The sequence below is a fragment of the Wenzhouxiangella sp. XN201 genome, from assembly GCF_011008905.1.
Classification (GTDB): Bacteria; Pseudomonadota; Gammaproteobacteria; order Xanthomonadales; family Wenzhouxiangellaceae; genus Wenzhouxiangella.
On the sequence record NZ_JAAIVI010000021.1, the window covers coordinates 182482 to 198773 of the forward strand.

Below are 16292 nucleotides of genomic sequence, written 5' to 3' on the forward strand. Positions count from 1 at the left end.
GACCACTCCTGATCAGATTGTTATCCTATTATTACGCAGAAGTTTTAGAAATCCGGACACAGTTATGCCGGAGAAGCGGGCCAGGATTACACCATGTACGACTTGCCGTATCACAAGGAAAACAACCCGAAGGCGGTGAAAGCGTTCATCGAAGCGCACCCGTTCGCTTTCCTGACCGGTTCCGACGAACATGGCAGGCCCGTTGCCACTCAGATTCCGTTGCTGTTTGAAGAGCGGGATGGCAGGCAGCTACTGCGCGGGCATTTCATGAAGAACACTGATCATCACAAGGCATTCCTGCAGAACCGGAATGCCCTCGCGGTTTTCACGGGCCACCACACCTACGTCAGTGGCACCTGGTACAGCGATCCGCATACCGCTTCGACCTGGAATTACATGAGTGTGCATGTCAGAGGTGCGATCCGCTTTCTGGGTGGCAATGAACTCGAAACGGTCCTCAGGCAGACTTCACTTCACTTCGAGAATGGCGATCCGGAGTCGGAGACCGTATTCGACAACTTGCCGTTGGCGTTCAGGCGCAAGGTCATGCATGCCATCGTGGCCTTCGAGATAGAAGTCGACCAAATCGATACGGTATTCAAGTTGAGCCAGGATCGCGATTACGAGAGCTACCGCAATATCATCAGGAAGCTGAAAGACCAGGATGAGGCCGGGCGGGCCATTGCTGCGGAGATGGAACGCCGGACAGCGCAGTTGTTTCCTGACGTTGAATAGTTGGCGGTTTCCGGAGTCCCGCTACGTTTCTCCTGATAACGACCGATTAATCACGGAGACACCATCATGATCAACTACGGACAACATCGCACTTTTCTCCGGGGGTTGTTGCTGCTGGCCCTGTGTCTGGGCATGGCTGCTCTTGCCCAGGCCGGTTCACCTGGCCTGGATGGTCGGGCTTTCGACGTCGAAATGCTGCCGGCCGGCGCCGACGAGCCGATCGCAAACACACTGACCTTCCATGAAGGCACGTTCCTGTCGGCCATTTGCGTCAACCACGACTTTCCACAGGCCAGCTATAAAGCCACGGAATCGGGTGACGGCACGGACTTCGAGGTGCATGCAAAAAGCTATAGCAAGGGCCATATGCTCTGGGAAGGCACGGTCAAGGATGGCCAGTTGCAGGCCACGGCAGTCTGGCACCGTCCCGATCGCGACGAGCCCGTCCGCTTTTCGATCAGCGGCAAGGAAAAGACCCACTGATCCGATCCGCTCGTGGCCGGACCTCCGATGAGTCGGTGCCATGGCACCCGGCCTTTCGGGGGGTTCTCCCTGTCTGCTCAGGCGGACAATTCGGCAATTGCAGCCGTGGTCCGGTCGACCTCCTCTTCGGTGTTGATCAGGCTCGGTGCGATCCGTGCATACGACACCGGGTAGGGGCTGGCGCTGGCAGTGATGCCTTTCCCGGCCAGGTACTCGGTCACCTCGCGCGGGCCATGGCCGTCGACTTCGAAACAGATGATGCCCGACGACAGCGCTTCGTCCATGGGCGTGTGCAGCGTGACGTTCGACATTTCGGCCAGCGCCTGTTTGGCCCGCGTGTTGAGTGCGTGGATGCGTGCCTCGACACGCTCCTTGCCGATCGCCTGATGAAAACGGAATGCCTCATCCAGGGCCCAGCGGTGGTCGAAGGAGTGAAACCCGCCAGGTGAGTGATAGCTGCCGGGTGTGACGTATTCCGAGTCCGGCGGAAGGGCACCCAGCCATACCCCGACGCTCGGGCCGAAGCTGGGAATGACGGGTTCAACCGCTTCCCAGGCATGGGGCCGTCCGCAGATGATCCCGGTGCCGCGCGGGCCGAACAGCCATTTGTGGGTTCCCGCGATCAGGAAATCGCAACCCAGTTCATCGAAGCTCGCATCTTCGATGCCCAGGCCGTGAACACCATCGACGCAAAAGAGTAATCGGTCCGAGTGGTCGCGCCCGGCATTGACCTCGGCCACCACCTTGCTCATCTCGGCAATCGGCAGTCTGACGCCGGTGGAGGAATGCACCCAGGTCACGGCCAGTACACGAGTCTTGTCGGTGATTGCCTCGCGCATTCGGGTCAGGATCTCGTCGACCGTCGTCTGCCCGCCCTGGTCGTAGAGCGCGACCTCGCGCACGCTGGCACCGGTGCGCTCGGCGCGCAGTTTCAGCGACTTGATGGTGGCGTAATGATCATGTGTGGTGGTCAGGATTTCCTGGCCGGCATCAACCTGGATGGTGCTGTAGATCAGGCCCAGGCCCATGGTGGTGCTGTCGGTCAGCGCGATCCAGCCGGGTTCGGTCTGCAGGTACTCGGCGGCCGCGGCCCGAACGCGCGGCTCGGCTGTCTGGAAATGCTCGCCCCAGTAGCCGGCCGGGTCGGTGTCGAAGCCGCGACGATGTTTCTCGATCGCCCTGGCCACCGGCTTGGGATGGCTGGCGAGCAGGAACGTGGCCATGTGGATCCGGTCGCGGCGAAGCTCGAACTGGTTCCGGACCGAGGCCCAGTCGGACGGATCCAGGGCGGTGGCAACCGCCGATTCCAGACTGAGTGCCGAGGATGAGGCGGAAAGGGCTGGGATTGCCGCCAGAGCCGTTACGCTGCGGGCAATGAAGTCTCTTCTGTGCATGCCTGGGTCTCCCTCGGGCGGCACCCCCAATCACCGCGCCGTGATGAAGTGCTAACGATGCCGAACCGGCGTCGCCGATTCAGTTTACGACGGATGAATTCGATTCGCCAGCAGCGACGGCGGCCGTTTTCCGGACTGGAAATACCGGCCGGTCACTCGCCGGTTATGACTCAGATTGCGGAAAATCCTCGAACTTCGCATCGGAGGCCGGACGCTGCGAACGCAGGCGCTCGGATACGGCCTCGGCTTCGTGCATGACGCGCAGCGCGTTGTTGCCGATGATGCCGGCCAATTCATCTTCGCTGTAGCCGCGCTTGATCAGCTCTGCGATCAGGGCCGGGTAGGTGGAGACGTCTTCCAGGCCAGCGGGACCGGCGGCGATGCCGTCGTAATCGCCGCCGATGCCGATGTGCGTGGCACCGATGCGGTCGCGGATGTAATCGATGTGATCGGCCACGTCCGACAGCGTGGCCGACGGTGCGGGATTGGCTTCCCGCCAGGCCGCCATCCCTGCTTCGACGCTGTCCCCATCACCCGGGTGCAGGCGTTCCAGCCGGGCCTCTTCGGCCACCTGGCGAGCATCCCACTCGCGCAGCTCCCCGTTCACAAAGCTCGGTACGAAGGTCACCATGACGATGCCGCCATTGTCGGGCAGGCGGTCGAGGATCTCGTCGGGCACATTGCGCGCATGCGGGGTCACGCCATTGGCCGAGGAATGCGAGAAGATCACCGGCGCCTCGGTCACATCGAGCGTGTCATGCATGACCGCCGGGCTGACGTGTGACAGGTCGACGATCATGCCCAGCCAGTTCATTTCCTGCACCACCTCGCGCCCGAACTCGCTCAAGCCCCCGTGGCGTGGCGCGTCGGTGGCCGAATCGGCCCAGTCGTGCCCCTGCCAGTGGGTGAGCGTGAGATAGCGGGCACCCAGCGCGTGGAACATGCGCAAGGCCGCCAGGGAGTTGTTGATTACATGCCCGCCTTCCAGGCCGATCATGGAAGCGATGTAGCCGTCGGCGAAGGCCGCTTCCAGTTCGTCGGCGCTGGTGGCGAACTTCAGCTTCTCGTGCGCATCGATCAGGCGCCGGGCCGTGTCGATCTGCTCGATCTGCATGCGCACGGCTTCATCGCCGCGGTGCTCCGGCGGCACGTACACCGACCAGAACTGACCGCCGACGCGGCCCTCGCGCAGGCGCTCGATGTCGGTGTGCATGGGCGGATCGAGCTCGCTGGTGTCGCTGCCCAGGTCGATCTCTGCGAGCCGGTTGTCGACCCGTTCACGGTACTGCCAGGGCACATCGTTGTGGCCGTCGATCAGCGGCGTTTCTGCCAGCAGCTCAAGCGCTTTCTGGTATTCCGGTGTAGGTTCTTCGGCCACTGCAGACAGGGCAAACAGCGCGGCGACAGCGGGCGCAATAAGCGTGACAGCTCTTCTGATCATGCGATTCATCATTCGGTCGGTCCTTGGGGCATAGGCCCTCGATACAGCTACTGTGCCTTTCACAATAACGCATCAGGGGATGCAGTCCACGCCGCTGTTGTAGGTGGGTGTGGCCACTTCGTTCACGTTGATTCCGTTATTGAGTGCGCTCAGATTGGCTGCAGAGTCGGCATCGACCACCAGGTTGGCCGCGGCATCGGTATCGAGCTCGATGCTGCCGCCGCCCGCGCCAATGCTATTGCCGGTAGCACCGAAGCAGGCATTGTTGCCGTCACGCACATCCACGATTTCGATAAGGTTCTTCGTGGAATCGATATCGTTGAACAGATTGTCGAAGATTTCGACGTTGAGCTGGGCTGCGCCGGCGCCGACATCATTGTCGGTAAACACGAAGATGCCGTCGTCCAGGTCCGTGGTGACGCCATCATCACCGGCGGCGCCGTTGATGGTGTTGTTGCGGATCGTGATATTCATCTGACCGCCGCTGTCGCGGAAATCGACGCCGATGCCGTCGTCGTCGAAAGCGATGCTGTTGTTCTGGACCACGATGGCGCCGTTTATCGTGCTGCCCCCACCAGAATCGCCATCGAAGTCAAGGTCGATGCCGTCGGCATTGTCCGATGCAAATGTATTGCCCTGCACCCCGCCTATGATGCCGTTGAGGGTTAAGGTCTGACCGGCGCCGCCCAGGCCGATGATCTGCACCGCTTCGCCTTGCACGCCGGTCAGGCTGTTGCCATCGATGTCGAAGCTGATGCTGGAAGAGTCCGAGCCAATGATCGCCACACCACCACCGTTAGGGAAATTATCCGAGCCACCGCCATTGGTCGAAGTGATTCCGGTGACCTCGACGGTATGACTGCCGCTACCTTCGGCGAAGAAGGTCAATACATCGAATTCGATGCTGTCGAAATTACTGTTGGCGAGCAGGACGTCAGCATTGAGCGTGCCCGTCGTCTGCACGCGAATGGCGTCTTCCTGGATGCTGTTATTACTGATCGACGAGTCGGTTACCTGCAGATCGAGGCTGCCGCCTCCTTCGTTGAAGATGTCGAGCGCGCGCTCGGAGAAGGATGGGATTCTCACGTTCTCGAACACGGCCGTGCCGGTGAGGCCATTGTCGCCGAAACTGTTGCGATTGAAACTGAAAACATCATCGCCCGCACCATTGCCGACACTAGTCAGAACGGCGTTGCTAACGCTGATCCCGTCAACCCGGATGCCGGCAATGCCATGGCCGCCGACGGTGAACATGTCAAGCTGGTCGAGCGAGATACTGCCGGTATCAATCAGTTCGATGGCATTTCCGGTGATGCCGGTCAGCGTTCCACCCGAACCGTTCTGTGCTACACCTGTGTCACCGGTGACGACCAGCCCGCCGAGCGTGCCGGTGTTATCCAGGGTAATCGCATTGGCAGAGATCGACGCGGAAATTGACTCGAAGGTTATGTCACCGGCTCCGATCGTGGTATCCACCACATGGAGTGCGCGGCCATTCTCGGCATCGATGCGATTGCCTGTCCCGGTCACTTCGATGGTGCGTGCGGACTGGGCATTGAAGCAGTTGTTGGAAGTGCAGGTCAGATCGACGTTGGCGAAGGTTGTGAGGCTGCCGGCGGCCAGGTTGGTGAGGTCGACACAGGAAGAGTTGCGTGTGCAGGTCAGCGTGTCTATGTCGACCAGGAGCTGTACACCGTCGATATCCACGCCGCCGCCCGAACTCGCGTCAATCGACACCGCGTCGAGGTCCAGCGTGCCGGCACCACTGGCGACGATCGCGGGCGGACCCGATGTGAACAGATCGATGTCCGGTGCCGTCAGCGTCGTGCCTGCACTGTTGCCGCCGAAACTCAGCGGGCTGATCGAGAGTCGGCTGCTGCTGGTTCCTAAGTCGAGCGGGCCACTGAAGTTGACGGCATTGGTGCCGCTGTTGTTGACAACCTGCACGCCGGAACCGCCCAGCACCGAAACCGCGCCACCAAAGGTGGCCGATGCGCCGTTGTTGTCTTCGATGTTCACGGCAACGCCGGTATTGGCGGAATGGTTGATGGTGCCGCCGTAATTCACCGTCGGCGATCCATTCGTCAAGTTGAAAGTGATCCCGGCCGCCCCGCTGAGCAAGCCCGCGGCAGCAGAAAAGCTTCCAGTAACGTTGCCCAGGGAAATGCCGTATGTGGTGCTGTCGGTTGAGCTCACTGTATCGAAGGCCAGGCCGAGCGTGGCAGCGCCAAGACTCACCGCCGCACCATTTTCGGCATCAATCTCACCACCGTTGGCGGTTAGCTCGAAGCCCGTGCCCGCGCCGGCATCGATCGTTCCACTGCCGAACAATTGCAGGCCAGTCCCGCCGGCACCTTCTGAGTAGGCGGACAGTTCGTCGAACTCTAGCCGGCCGGCAACTCTGAGAAGCTCGATGCCGGTGGTGCCGACAGGGTTGCCGGGCGCGCCTACGGTGAGGTTGCCTCCGGATACGCTGTCGCCGGTGAAATCAGGGTCGGCCGGATCGGCATCGAAGGTGACGCTGTCGATCAGGATGCCGCGATTGGCGGTATTTCCGTGCACCGAGTTGTTCGAAAAACTGGTGACATACAGTTCAGCGCCGCCCTGGAAGTTGTTGAGCACGATGCCGCTGCCGCCCGATGAGGTGATATCGAAGTTGTTGTCGACGGCGACGTTGACGTCACCCGAGGTGGCGCCCGTGGTCAGGTCGATGGCGTTACCGGCGACCGATGAAGTGGCAAAGCGGTTGCCAGCGATCGTGGCGAAGAAGGCCCCGCTGCTGTCGGGATTCAGGTCCAGTCCTTCCTCACTCGCGCCAGCGATGAAATTCTCGGCGATCGTGACGTCGACCGCATGGCCGTTGGCGGAGGAAACGTCCACGGCATTGGCATCGGCGGCAATCGACAGGCCCCGGATCTCGATATCGAGCCGGTCGCCGGTATCAGCGATGACCGAAACACCATTCAGGCCCGATCCGGGAACGTCGATGACCGGTTGCCGGGTCGGGTCGCCGGTGAAGAGTGTCGTGGGCGTACCGTCGACGTCGACCACAAGATCCACGCCTTCGCCCAGCAGGGACTGCCCGTTGCCGAGCGTCAACCCGCTGCCCTGATGCGTGGCGGTGCCATCGCCGAACATGACGTAAATAATGTCGCCGTCATCGGCGGCGTCTTCGGCATCGTTCGGATCGGTGTCCGAATTGCCATCCGACAGGGTCGAGAAGGGATTGTCCGACGTGCCCTCGCCGGCACTGACCGAACCGCCGTTGCTGGTGTTGTCGACATACCAGACCAACCCGTCGATATCGATGGAAACCGTCGCGATCTCACCGCCGGACAGTTCGTACTGGAAGCTGTCATCCGGCGTATTCGGGTCGCCATCGCCGCGCAGTCCGGGCGGGGGCAGGTAGGTGAAAGTGCCGTCGGTCGCCATGTTGACGATCGCGCCGGCGGTGACGTTATTCGTGCCCGACACGGCCAGGGTGTTGTCCGGGTCGCTGTCGTTATTCAGGACGCTTCCCGTGACGAACACGGACGGTGATGTCGCGCCGCTTGCGTCACCGACTTCCAGCATGGTATTGCCGACAGTGCGGAACTGGTCATCGGCAGCCACCGCCGGGTCGTCCACGCCGGTAACCGTCACGGTGACGGTGGCCGTGCAGGTCAGGCCGTCGCTGTCCTGAGCGGTGTAGCTGAAGGTGTCGGTGGCATCGTCGCCGGCGCCCAGCGACTCGAACTGACCGTCGGGGTCGTAGGTCACGTCGGTGCCGTTGTTGACCACCTGGCCGACCGTTCCGGTGTCATCGACCGACATGACCGTCAGCGTAGCCGTCTGGCCCGGATCGGGATCGGCATCGTTGACAAGTACGTCTACCAGGGTCGAATTGTCCTCGTCGGTACTGGCGAAATCGGCCGTGCAGACGGGCGGATCGTCGTTGGTATTCTCGACTGTGATCGTGATGGTGGCACTGTCGTTGCCGCCATTGCCGTCATCGATGGTGTAGGTGAAGGTTTCTGTGCCAACGAAGTCGGCGGCGGGGCTGTAGCTGACCGTAGCGCCATCGGTCGTGGCCGTGCCACCCTGGTCAGTCGCGCCGACGGCAGTGATGGTCAGGATTTCCCCGGTATCCGGTGCAGTGCTGTCGTTGGCGAGCACGTCGAGCGAATTGTCGAGCGAATCCTCAGCGACCGTGAATGCGTCGTTGATGGCCGACGGCGGGTCGTTGACGGGGTGGATGGTGATGGCCACGGTCGCCGGTGCCGAGTCATCCGTGCCGTCGCTGGCGACATAGGTGAAGCTGTCACTGCCGTTGAAGTCCGGCACCGGGACGTATTCGAAGCTGCCGTCGGCATTCAGTGTGAAACTGGCCGCGCTGGATGGTCCCGCGTCGAGCAGGGCGGTCAGGGGATCTGACTCGATGTCGGAGTCGTTGTCGAGGACGCCCGGGGCGGCAACGCTCAGCGTCTGGTCTTCGTTGACGTCAAAGGCATCGTCCTGCGCACTGGGTACGTCATTGACCGGCTCGATCGTGATGGTCACCGTGGCCGGCGCCGACTCGGCCTGACCATCGCTGGCGACATAGGTGAAGCTGTCGCTGCCGTTGAAATCCGGGGCCGGTGTGTAGTCGAAGCTGCCGTCCGGGTTGAGTGTGAAACTGTCGGCGTTGGCGGGCCCGGTTTCCAGGGTCGCAGTGAGCGGATCGGATTCCGGGTCGGTGTCGTTGCCGAGCACGCCGGGGGCGGTCACGGCGAGTGCGACATCCTCATCAGTGGCGTAGGCATCCGCGGTGGCGGTCGGTGCCGTGTTTTGCAGGTCGACAACATCGATGCGGAAATAAAGTGTTTCGTTCTCGAGCGCCGCGAAGCCGGCCAGCAGGTCGTTGCCGGAACTGCCGTCGGTTGCATCGCCGGCCGGGTCCTGGCCGACGGGCGATACGCCGTCCCAGTCAGTGAGGTCCCCGTCGAGCGCAAAGTTCATGGCCCAGGCCAGCGAGGCAACCAGTGCCAAGGTGCCCAGCGCCGCGATCCGGCCCATGCGGCGGTGTGCCAGCCAGGCCAGTGCCAGAACCGCGGTCAGCAGAAGCAGCATGCCCCACCAGGAGAACAGCGGAACCGGCAGCGTCTCCACGGGAAGACCCAGCAGGATGGGGCCGCCCGAAGCCGTGCCGTTGGTCGTGGCCAGAATATCCGAACCGTTGCCGTCGTCGGCCACGAAAACCAGCCGGATACCGGATGCGAACATTGCACTGACGTCGTTCCGCGGCACTGCGAGCTCAAACGCATCCGAGCCTGACACTCCGGCATCGAGCGCGACGTCCCAGGGTGTCGACGCCGGCGAACTAACAACCACGGGCGTGCCAAATATCCCACCGGAACAGTCCTGGCGCTCGACCGACTCGACACTCGCCGTCCCGCTTGCCACTTCTACCCTTGCCAGCAGTCGGTGCTCAAAGCCATCCACGGTGGAGTTGCCGGTTGGCGTGACTGTGCAGCCGGTCGCCGAGTCCCGGTCGACGTCGATCAGCACCTGATAGTTGTGGATGAGCGACTGTCCGGACGCACTCAATGAGGCAAGAAGGCTGATGACCGCCAGCATCCCGGCGGCGGCGAGTTTCGATAGATTCACGGATTTGGTTCCCTTTTGGTGTTGTTCTTTTCTGATTACAGTAGCCCAAAAGTCGTGTCGGTCGCCACATAAACTTGCCGGGGAAGGATGCGTCGTTACCTGACCGGCCAATCGAAGGAAACCGGCCAGGCGTGTAAGTTCGGCAGTTTCCTGCCGGTGACCGTCAATTCCTGCGGCTGTACACTTGGAAGCATGATGTTTTCCAGTCCTTGTCGGTCATTGCCCTTGACGGCTTATTCGGAAGCTCCGGCGTGAGCGCTCCGGCAACCTCCGACGTGCTGGTCATCGGCGGCGGGCTGGCCGGAATCGTCACGGCCCTGGAGGCGCTGCGTGCCGGGCAGTCGGTCACCCTGGTCGATCGCGATGGTCCTGAGCGTTTCGGTGGCCTGGCGCTGTGGGCTTTCGGCGGCATGGCCCTGGTCGGCACATCGCTGCAGGCACGCAAAAAGATTCCCGATTCCCCGGAAACCGCCTACCGCGACTGGCTTCGCTTCGGCGAACTCGATCCCAACGATCGCTGGTCACTGGCCTGGGTCGGGCACTACGTTGAGCGTTCGCGGGCGGATGTCTACGACTGGCTGCTGGGCGAGGGTCTCAAGTTCATGCCGGCGGTCAACTGGGTCGAACGGGGCCGTTTTGGCGAAGGCAATTCCGTGCCGCGCTATCACATCGTCTGGGGCACCGCCCGCGCGCTGGTCCGACGCATGATCGAGGCCCTGCACGAGGCCGATAGCGGCGGTCGACTGACCTTGTTGCACCGCCACCGGGTCACCGCGCTGGAGCACAGCGCCGGCCGGGTCTCCGGTGCGCACGCCGTCGACGAGCGCGACAACAGCGAACACCGCCTCAAAGCGCCGGTCGTGGTGCTTGCCACCGGTGGCTTGAACGGCAGCCACGCCGAGGCGCAGGCCAACTGGCCGCAGAACCGTCCGCGCCCCAGGACCATGCTCAACGGCGCCCATCCCTTTGCCGACGGGCACCTGCATCGAGTTGTATCCGAGCGCCTGGGCGGACGCATCGTCAACGCCGGCGAGATGTGGAACTACGCTGCCGGCTTCCCGCACCCGTATCCGCACTTCGAAGGCCACGGCCTGTCGGCCATACCGTGCAAGTCGGCGTTGTGGCTCGATCACCGCGGCCGGCGTATCGGCCCGGAACCCCTGGTCACCGGCTTCGACACCCACTGGCTGTGCCGCCGGGTGGCCGAGCAGGAAAAGCCCTGGACCTGGCATCTGCTCAACTGGCGCATCGCGGCGAAGGAGTTCGCCATCTCCGGCGCCGAACACAACCACTCGATTCGCGAACAGCGCTTTCCGGCCTTCCTGAAGGAGCTGTTGCTGGGCAACCATCGCCTGGTGCGCCAGATGCAGCGCGAGAGCGATGATTTCCTGGTCGACGAGTCGCTCGCCGGGCTGGCCGCACAGATGAACCAGCTGACCCGCTCCCACGATATCGATGCGGCGGTGCTGGAGGCCACGGTGGACCACTTCGACGCCAGCTTCGCGCACAAGAATGCGCTGCAAAACGACGATCAGATCCGCCGCATCCTGCACGCGCGCCAGTGGGGACCGGACCGGCTTCGCACCTGCAAGCCCGCGCCGCTTAAGAAGAAAGGCGCCGGGCCATTTATCGCCATCCGCATGCAACTCGTTACGCGCAAGAGCCTGGGCGGATTGCGCACCGACCTCGACAGCCGCGTGCTGGATGGTGCCGGCCACCCCATTGGCGGGCTCTACTGCGTGGGCGAGGCCGCGGGCTTCGGCGGCGGCGGTGCCAACGGCAAGCGTTCGCTCGAAGGCACTTTCCTGCCCGGCTGCATTCTCACTGCGCGCGCGGCGGCACGCTCGATCAACGGCGGCGGCTAGAGGAGGACAGAGATGTTTCGACAGCTTCCGGCCACGATCGAGGATTACCGCAAACTGGCGCGCCGTCGTCTGCCGCGCTTTCTCTACGACTACTATGCCGGCGGCGCCGGCCGGGAGCGCACCCTGGCGGCCAATGCCGACGACTGGGATGCGGTCAAACTCCGCCAGCGCGTGCTCGTCGATGTCGAAAAGATCGACACCGCCACCACCCTGGCCGGCGAGGACTTCGCCATGCCCCTGGCCCTGGCGCCGATCGGCCTGGGCGGCATGGCCGCGCGCCGCGGCGAGCGCCAGGCGCTGCACTCCGCCGAAGCCGCCGAGGTGCCGTTCACGCTCTCGACGGTGGGCATCTGCGGAATCGACGAGCTGACCGAGAACGCCAGTCGGCCGTTCTGGTTCCAGCTCTACATGATCCGCGACCGCGGCGTGGTCGAGGCGGTCATCGACCAGGCCTGGGCGGCCGGCTGCCGGACCCTGGTCTTTACCGTCGATTTGCCCATGCCCGGCCCGCGTCATCGCGATAGAAGAAACGGCATGGCCGTGCCCGGCCTGCGTCCGAAGCTCTTGAAGATCGGGCAGGTCATGATGCGACTTGGCTGGGTCTGGGACGTGCCGGTGCGCGGCCGGCCGATGAGCCTGGGCAGCATGAACCCCTACGTCCGCGCCGCCAGCGATCCCGACTCGTTCCGGAAATGGATCGATACGCAATTCGATCCCACGGTCACCTGGGCCGATATCGAGTGGCTGCGCGAGAAATGGCAGGGCCGTCTGATTCTGAAGGGCATTCTCGACGGGGCCGACGCCGAACGCGCTGTGGAAATCGGCGCCGACGGCATCGTGGTCTCCAACCACGGCGGACGCCAGCTCGACGGCGTGGCCTCGACCGCCACCAAGCTGCCGGAAATCGTTCGCGTGGTCGATCAACGCGCCGAAGTCCTGGTCGATGGCGGCATCCGCGGCGGCATCGATGTCTACCGCGCCCTGGCCCTGGGCGCCAACGGGGTGCTGATCGGCCGCGCCTGGGTCTGGGCCCTGGCCGGCGGCGGCCGCACCGGTCTTGATCAATTGCTGGCCGGCATTCGCGACGAACTGCGCCTGGCCATGGCCCTGACCGGCGTGACCCGCATCGAGGACATCGGCCCGGACTGCCTCGATCGGGACTAGTCAGCCGTGAACTTCGTCCTCACCACTCCAGCAGCTTCGGCTGTTTTGCCGTTTGCTCCGAATCCGCGACCGGGGTCACTTGCACAAAACCCCGCGGCTTGCGATGCGGGGACGAAGGGATCAACTCGCCTTCCAAGGACGCCACATCCGGATGGTCCTCCAGCTCGAAGTGGAACCAGATCCCTCCTTCTGTCAGTTCGGTTTCACCGCGAAACCGGAAAAGCACCTCCCGACCATCCGGGCCCGTGGCCAGGCCCTTGAGATGGGGGTCGATGAACAACCTGTGTTGACCACCACCGCCGGAACGGAACAATGCGCCCAGAAGCGGATGTGCTTGCTCGGCCGCTATAACATCCTTCTCGGACAACCACACGCTGTCGACTTCTGTTCTCGAAGAGCAATTTGCATCAGGGTAAGGCGGTTCAATTTGGCACTGGCCAGCTACCATGCAAGTGCATATCCAGTCGCAGCTAACCCAACAACTCGTCGCACCCTCCATCACCGATGCGCAGTGGACCGGATCGGCGACGCAACGCCAGCATCCGAATGCTGAATTCGAATAGATTGCAGCGGAAAGAACCAAAACGAGTACACCACACCCACGCCACTTAATCATTGGACCAACCTCAAACCGTCACACCCATAAAAAAATTTAGCAAATGGCTTTAACAGGTGTCAAGATTCAATTGGGGATGTCGAGCGTTGCCGGCCTTGGTGCAGAATACGCGCCAACCCGATGGTCATCAGCGGCAGGGCAAACAGCGCGATGAACAGATAGCCCATGATCGTGTAACCCTGCGCGATCAGCGCAATGATGCCGATCTGTGAAAGCACGGCCGCGGCCAGCAGCACGCCCGCACCCAGAAATCCGCGAAGCGGCCTGGACAGCCCGCCATCCGCCGGGCCGAAGTCGCGGTCGATGCGCTCGAGCAGGGCGTGAATCAGGCCGACACTGGTCTCCAGCAGGGTCCAGCCCATAACCAGGGCGAACACGATCAGCAGCCAACCGCCCCCGACGACTTCGAGCATCACAAGCCACGGCACGGGCGCCGCGAAGACTTCCGGGCTCTGGTAATAGGCCAGCAGGCACAGCCAGGTCAGGGCAAAAGGAACGGTCATCATCGCCCCGGCGATCAGTCCGGCCGTCACGGTATCGCGGCGGCTTTGCTGGCGGTGCAGGGTAAACAGCACGGCGGGGAAGACCGCGAGGTTGTAGCCGACGTAGATCACGCCGGCGAGAAGGGCGGCGCCCGCCGTTGCCTCGGGAAACTGCGCCATGCCCTCAGTGCTGAACGCATTGCTCAACTGCGGCCACTGCTGCGTCAACACGACTGCGGCAAACAGCAGGTAGGCGATGTAGAGCAGGCCCGTGCCGATACTCTTGAAGCCTTCGATCAGGGCGGTGCCGAAGTAGCAGAGGATGCCGACTGCGACAATGATCAGCCCCGTTCCCACCGCCGGCGGCAATCCCAGCACCTGTTGCATGATGTTCGCCGCGGCCGAGGCCATCACCGCGATGATCAGCACCGCCATGGTGCCGAACAGCAGGTCGAAGGCCGGCCAGGCCCAGCCGATGAGTTGGCGCATGAACGCCTTGTATTCGTAGGCGCTCGACAGGCGGGCCAGTTCGAAGGTCAGGATGGCCATCAGGCTGAAGCCGAAGAAGACCACGATGACCGCGCCGCCGCCATACACGCCGAAGCGCGCCCCGAATTCGACCACCTCGCGGCCGCTGGCATAGCCGCCGCCGATCAGCACCGACTGCAGCACGATGCCGGGCAGCAGCAGGCGCCCGAAGGCGCCGGCGGACAGGCGCCCGAAAAATCCTGTCACTGCTCGCCGCCCTCATACCCGGGACCGCGCACCACCCGCCCAGGTGTCGCGCCGGTGTGTTCGCCTTCATTGAGCACCTGCACACCGTTGACGAACACGTGATCGACGCCGGTCGCCAATTGCTGGGGCTCGGCGAAAGTGGCGTGGTCGGTAATCGTGTCCGGGTCGAACACCACGATGTCGGCGTAGCAGCCCGGATCCAGGCAGCCGCGATTCTCGAGTTGCCAGGTTTCGGCCGGCATGCGGGTGAGGCGGCGGATGGCCTCGGACAGGGACACCAGTTCGCGTTCGCGCACGTAGTGCCCGAGGAAGCGGGCGAAGTTGCCGTAAGCGCGCGGGTGGGTACTGGTTTCCAGGAACACGCCTTCGGGCGCGGCGGACTCGGCGTCGGAGCCCAGCGCGATCCAGGGCTGGCTCAGCCCCAGTTCGACGTTCTCCTCGCTCATCAGGAAGTAGGCGGTACCGACGCGCCGGTTCTCTTCGAGGATCAGGTCGATGGCGGTTTCCTCGGGTGACTTCCCGCGCATCTCCGCAACCTCGGCCAGGGTCTTGCCGGTCAGCGGCTTGAGTTCTTCATTCGAGAATCCGATCAAGACCACGCGCTCGGCACTGCCGGCCAGCTCCAGCAGGTTTTCCCAGCCTTCGGCCGGGGCCTGCATTTCCTCGACGATCCGCTGACGGGTTTCGGGGTCGCGCAGCCGTTCGGTCAGGGCGTCGAAGCCGCCGTCGGAGGCCCACGGCGGCAGCGCCGCGGTCAGGCCGGTGGCGCCGGCGGTGTAGGCATACATATTGGCGCCGATGTTGACGCCTTCGGCGCGCGCCTGTTCGATGCGTTCGATGGCGCCGGCCATCTTCGGCCAGTTGCGCTCGCCGGCCGCCTTCAGGTGATAGACCTCGGCGCGCTGCCCGGTGGCGCGGCCGATGGTGATGGTTTCATCCAGCGCCTCGTAGATGCCGTCAGCTTCGCTTCGCATATGCGTGATGTAGCCGCCGCCGAATTCGGCCGCGGCTTGCGCCAGGGCAATCAACTCGTCGGTCTCGGCGTAGAACGCCGGCGGGTAGATCAGCGAGGAGCCGACACCCAAGGCACCCTCGCGCATGGCTTCGCGCACCAGCTCCTGCATGTTTTCGAGTTGTTCGTCGCTGGGCTGGACATCGCCTTCTCCCAGCTCGTGGATGCGCACGGTGGTGGCGCCTATAAAGGAGGCCACGTTCGGTGTGACGCCGCGCTGCTCGAGAAATTCCAGGTAGCCGCCCAGCGTTTCCCACTCGATCGGAAACTGGATATGGGTTTGCCGCTCCAGCGCCCGGGCCTTCATGGTGTCGTTGAGCGGGCCCATGGACCAGCCTTCGCCGAACATCTCCAGGGTCACGCCCTGGTGGGTGTCGCTCAAGCCCCGACCATCCTCGATCAGGGATTCGGTCGCCCAGCTCAACACGTTGATAAATCCGGGTGCGACCGCCTGGCCGTCGGCATCGATCACGAGCTCTGCCGATACCTCTTCACCGCGCGGCAGCAGGGCCTCGACGCGATCGCCATTGACGGCGATATCCACCTCACGCGGCGCTTCGCCGCTGCCGTCGTAGAACAGACCGTTGGCAATGACGAGATCGTATTCGGGCGAAGGCGCTTCGGGCGCGCGCGATTCTGATGCAGACGACTCAGATGCAGACGATTCGGGTGAGGGCGAGTCGGCCGAGCAGGCGGCCAGCAGGCACGACAGGAAGGTAATGGTGAGCGTTCTCATTCTA

At 63.3% G+C, this 16292-nt stretch carries 10 protein-coding genes; 4 read left to right on the forward strand and 6 right to left on the reverse strand.

The genetic code is table 11. The features are described 5' to 3' along the window. The first annotated feature begins 93 nt into the window (after positions 1-93). A complete protein-coding gene (locus tag G4Y73_RS12435) occupies positions 94-735 on the forward strand; it encodes an FMN-binding negative transcriptional regulator (protein ID WP_164232021.1) in 642 nt (213 codons plus the stop codon). 66 nt (positions 736-801) lie between these two features. Next, complete coding sequence (locus tag G4Y73_RS12440; protein ID WP_164232023.1) at positions 802-1218, forward strand: hypothetical protein; 417 nt, start codon at positions 802-804, stop codon at positions 1216-1218. A 77-nt stretch (positions 1219-1295) separates the two neighbouring features. Here G4Y73_RS12440 and G4Y73_RS12445 read toward each other — a convergent pair whose 3' ends face one another. The 3 genes from G4Y73_RS12445 to G4Y73_RS12455 all read right to left on the reverse strand — a co-directional run bounded on the left by G4Y73_RS12445 (position 1296) and on the right by G4Y73_RS12455 (position 9678). Continuing rightward, on the reverse strand, positions 1296-2612 hold the full coding sequence (locus tag G4Y73_RS12445; protein ID WP_164232025.1) for an aminotransferase class V-fold PLP-dependent enzyme: 1317 nt from the start codon (positions 2610-2612) through the stop codon (positions 1296-1298). Positions 2613-2775: 163 nt separating this feature from the next. Next, positions 2776-4053: a dipeptidase gene (locus G4Y73_RS12450; protein WP_164232027.1), complete on the reverse strand. Its 1278-nt coding sequence runs from the start codon at positions 4051-4053 to the stop codon at positions 2776-2778. A gap of 72 nt (positions 4054-4125) precedes the next feature. Continuing rightward, on the reverse strand, positions 4126-9678 hold the full coding sequence (locus G4Y73_RS12455; RefSeq protein ID WP_164232030.1) for a cadherin-like domain-containing protein: 5553 nt from the start codon (positions 9676-9678) through the stop codon (positions 4126-4128). A 251-nt stretch (positions 9679-9929) separates the two neighbouring features. Between G4Y73_RS12455 and G4Y73_RS12460 the strand changes: the two genes are divergently transcribed. Then, positions 9930-11543, forward strand: coding sequence for an FAD-dependent oxidoreductase (locus G4Y73_RS12460; RefSeq protein ID WP_164232031.1), 1614 nt, complete (start codon positions 9930-9932; stop codon positions 11541-11543). Between the two features lie 12 nt (positions 11544-11555). After that, the gene (locus G4Y73_RS12465) at positions 11556-12707 is read left to right on the forward strand and encodes an L-lactate dehydrogenase (RefSeq protein ID WP_164232033.1); all 1152 of its coding nucleotides are present in this window, start codon (positions 11556-11558) and stop codon (positions 12705-12707) included. A gap of 19 nt (positions 12708-12726) precedes the next feature. Here the strand turns inward: G4Y73_RS12465 and G4Y73_RS12470 are convergent, their stop codons facing one another. The 3 genes from G4Y73_RS12470 to G4Y73_RS12480 all read right to left on the reverse strand — a co-directional run bounded on the left by G4Y73_RS12470 (position 12727) and on the right by G4Y73_RS12480 (position 16288). Further along, complete coding sequence (locus G4Y73_RS12470) at positions 12727-13080, reverse strand: hypothetical protein (protein ID WP_164232035.1); 354 nt, start codon at positions 13078-13080, stop codon at positions 12727-12729. A 302-nt stretch (positions 13081-13382) separates the two neighbouring features. After that, positions 13383-14540, reverse strand: a complete 1158-nt coding sequence (locus G4Y73_RS12475) for a hypothetical protein (RefSeq protein ID WP_164232037.1) — start codon at positions 14538-14540, stop codon at positions 13383-13385. Next, complete coding sequence (locus G4Y73_RS12480; protein ID WP_164232039.1) at positions 14537-16288, reverse strand: D-aminoacylase; 1752 nt, start codon at positions 16286-16288, stop codon at positions 14537-14539. The genes G4Y73_RS12475 and G4Y73_RS12480 overlap by 4 nt, the downstream gene beginning before the upstream one ends. Between the last annotated feature and the right edge of the window lie 4 nt (positions 16289-16292).

What these genes read in the sequence shown, in the direction of transcription:
- G4Y73_RS12435 (WP_164232021.1), top strand. Translation starts at nt 94, where the DNA reads ATGTACGACTTGCCGTATCACAAGGAAAACAACCCGAAGGCGGTGAAA.
- G4Y73_RS12440 (WP_164232023.1), top strand. Translation starts at nt 802, where the DNA reads ATGATCAACTACGGACAACATCGCACTTTTCTCCGGGGGTTGTTGCTG.
- G4Y73_RS12445 (WP_164232025.1), bottom strand. Translation starts at nt 2,612, where the DNA reads ATGCACAGAAGAGACTTCATTGCCCGCAGCGTAACGGCTCTGGCGGCA.
- G4Y73_RS12450 (WP_164232027.1), bottom strand. Translation starts at nt 4,053, where the DNA reads ATGATCAGAAGAGCTGTCACGCTTATTGCGCCCGCTGTCGCCGCGCTG.
- G4Y73_RS12465 (WP_164232033.1), top strand. Translation starts at nt 11,556, where the DNA reads ATGTTTCGACAGCTTCCGGCCACGATCGAGGATTACCGCAAACTGGCG.
- G4Y73_RS12480 (WP_164232039.1), bottom strand. Translation starts at nt 16,288, where the DNA reads ATGAGAACGCTCACCATTACCTTCCTGTCGTGCCTGCTGGCCGCCTGC.